Origin of the sequence: Xanthomonas sp. SHU 166, from assembly GCF_000364685.1 — a bacterium.
GTDB lineage: Bacteria > Pseudomonadota > Gammaproteobacteria > Xanthomonadales > Xanthomonadaceae > Xanthomonas_A > Xanthomonas_A sontii.
The window spans coordinates 1-2,929 of record NZ_AQOJ01000393.1 but is presented as its reverse complement, the minus strand read 5'-3'; the positions used below and the strand labels follow the sequence as shown (position 1 = coordinate 2,929).

The window sequence follows — 2,929 nt, the reverse complement described above, 5'->3', positions numbered from 1 at the left end:
CTGCCGGGTCCGGGCCGGCCCCGGCCGCCGCAGGTGCCGCCGCCTCGGCCCGCGTCGCGGGCCAACCGCCGCGACTTTCACGTATCATCCGGCCCTAGAACCTGCCGGCGGTCCGCCGCGCGCCGTGCGCGCAGGCCGGCGGGATGACGCGTGCCCATGATGGGGCGCGCCGTCACGGCACAGCAAGGATGAGGGGATGGCCGAGTTCCTGAACGTCGCACTGGGATTTCCGACGTTGCCGTACAGCATCCTGTTGGCATTTTCCGCGCTCTACTGGGCGCTGGCCGCCTTCGGCATCGGCGACCATGCCGCGCCCGACGGACATCTGCATGTCGACGGCGCCGACCATGGCCTGCACGGCGTGTCCGCCGTCTTCGCGCGGCTGGGCCTGGGCGGTGCGCCGGTGATGCTGGTGGTGGCGCTGCTGTCGTTCTGGGGCTGGCTCGGCACCTATTTCGTCCATCTGTTCCTGCTGCAGTCCTTGCCGGCGGGCCTGCGCTGGGGCATCGGCAGCGGCGTGGCGCTGTTGGCGCTGCTGCCTGCGCTGCCGCTGACCTCCTGGATGCTGCGGCCGCTGCGCCGGCTGTTGCTGCGGCTGCGTCCGGTGGCGCAGACGTCGTTGCTCGGCAAGGTCGGCGTCGTCGCCTCGCCGCGTGCCGACGCGGACTCCGGCTACGCCACCGTCGACGATGGCGGCGCCGGCCTGGTCCTGCAGGTGCGTGCCCAGGCCGGCCAGGTCTATCCGCGCGGCGAGCGCGTGGTGCTGGTCGACTACGTGCAGGCGCACAACCACTATCTGATCGCCCGCGAGCAGGATCTGCCGGGTTTGCCGTTTCCACACAGCCTGATTGCGGGCGATAAGGAGATCCACCGATGAGTTTTGCGACGATGGCGCCGTTTCTGATCGGCGTCGGCATCCTGCTGGTGCTGCTGCTGGGGCTGGCCGGCCTGTTCCGCGCGTTCTACCGCAAGGTGGATCAGGGCGTAGCGCTGATCGTCAACGACATGAGCGCCACGCCCAAGGTGCACTTCACCGGCGCGTTGATCGTGCCGGTGCTGTACCGCGCCGAGCTGATGCGGATCAGCCTGATCACCCTTCAGGTCGACCGCCGCGGCAAGGAAGGGCTGATCTGCCGCGACAACATGCGCGCCGACATCGCCGTGGCGTTCTACCTGCGGGTCAACGAGACCCAGGCCGACGTGCTGCGCGTGGCCAAGGCGATCGGCGCCGACCGCGCCTCGGACAAGGACGCGGTCGACGAACTGTTCAACGCCAAGTTCTCCGAGGCGCTCAAGACGGTGGGCAAGAAGTTCGAGTTCACCGAGCTGTTCGAGAAGCGCCAGGAGTTCCGCGACGAGATCATCGCGGTGATCGGCAACGACCTCAACGGCTACGTGCTCGAGGACGTGGCGATCGACTACCTGGAGCAGACGCCCAAGGCGCTGCTGGATCCGCACAACATCCTCGACGCCGAGGGCATCCGCAAGATCACCGAGCTCACCGGCACCCAGAACGTGGTCACCAACGAGCTGGAGCAGAACGCGAAGCTGGCGATCACCAAGAAGAACGTGGAGGCGCGCGAGGCGATGCTGGCGCTGGAGCGGCAGCAGGCCGAGGCCGAGGCGCGGCAGAAGCGCGAGGTCGACACGATCCGCGCGCGCGAGCAGGCCGAGACGCTGAAGGTGCAGGAGGAGCAGCGTCAGTTGGCGGAGAACGCGCGCATCGAGGCGCAGCAGCTGATCGACATCCGCGAGCAGAACCGCCTGCGCGAGGTCGAGGTGGCCGAACAGAACCGCCAGCGCGCGGTGGCCATCGAGGTCGAGCGGGTCGCGCGTGCGCGCCAGCTGGAGCAGGTCACCACCGATCGCGAGGTGCAACTGCAGGGCGTGGAGCGCGACAAGGTGGTCGAGAACGGCAAGATGGACGTGGCCAACATCACCCGCGAGCGCATCGCCATCGACAAGACCGTGGCGCAGGAAGAGGAGCGGATCAAGGAAGTGCGTCAGGTCGCCGAGGCCGACCGGCTCAAGCAGGTCACGATCCTGGAAGCGGAGGCCAAGGCGCAGGAACTGCTGGTGCGCCAGGTCAAGGACGCGCAGGCGCGCGAGACCGCGGCCAAGCACCGCGCGGTCGAACTGACCACCCTGGCGCAGGCCGAACACGAGGCCGCCGGCAAGCAGGCCGAAGCCAAGAAGCTGCTCGCCGACGGCATCCGCGCCGAGAAGGCCGCGCCCGGTCTGGCCGACGCGCAGGTCAAGGAAGCCTCGGCGCTGGCGATCGAGAAGGTCGGTATCGCCGAGGCGCGGGTGATCGAGGCCAAGGCCGATGCCAGCCTCAAGCAGGGCAGCAACGAGGCGCGCGTGCTGGCCGAGACGCTGCAGGCCAAGGCGCAGGGCGAAGAGCAGATGGGCAAGGCCAAGGCCAGCGCCGCCGAGTCGATCGGCATGGCCGAGGCGGTGGTGGTGGAGAAGCGCCTGTTGGCCGAGGCCGACGGCCTGACCCGCAAGTTCGAGGCGATCGGCGCGCTCAGCGACAGCGCGCGCGGCCACGAGGAATTCCGGATGCTGCTCGACAACAGCCTCAAGCAGGCGCTGGCGTCGATCGAGGCCGGCAAGGAAGTGTCCAAGGAGAACGCCGAGGTCATCGCCAGCGCCCTGCGCAATGCCGACATCGACCTGGTCGGCGGCGACGGCGGCATGTTCGACAACCTCATCAAGGCGGTCTCGCTCGGCAAGTCGATCGAAGGCCTGGCCGACAAGAGCCCGATCGTGCAGGACCTGATGCAGCGCTATCTCGGCGTGCAGCGCGGCGCGGCGGCGCCGTCGCGGCTGGCGCCGGACGCGACTGTCCAACTGCCCGTCGCCGAGCCTTGAGCGCGGCACTGGACTGAGTGCGCAGGCGGCGCGCGGCCGGCGAGGGTGGCGCGCC

2 protein-coding genes are annotated in these 2,929 nt (G+C 69.3%); both read left to right on the top strand.

What is annotated here, in order from left to right:
- Nucleotides 1-196: 196 nt before the first annotated feature.
- The gene (locus D180_RS10900; protein WP_017912820.1) at nucleotides 197-877 is read left to right on the top strand and encodes a DUF1449 family protein; all 681 of its coding nucleotides are present in this window, start codon (nucleotides 197-199) and stop codon (nucleotides 875-877) included.
- Nucleotides 874-2,874, top strand: a complete 2,001-nt coding sequence (locus D180_RS10895; protein ID WP_043090818.1) for a hypothetical protein — start codon at nucleotides 874-876, stop codon at nucleotides 2,872-2,874. Before D180_RS10900 ends, D180_RS10895 begins: the two co-directional genes overlap by 4 nt.
- Nucleotides 2,875-2,929 lie beyond the last annotated feature (55 nt).

What these genes read in the sequence shown, in the direction of transcription:
- D180_RS10900 (WP_017912820.1), top strand. Translation starts at nt 197, where the DNA reads ATGGCCGAGTTCCTGAACGTCGCACTGGGATTTCCGACGTTGCCGTAC.
- D180_RS10895 (WP_043090818.1), top strand. Translation starts at nt 874, where the DNA reads ATGAGTTTTGCGACGATGGCGCCGTTTCTGATCGGCGTCGGCATCCTG.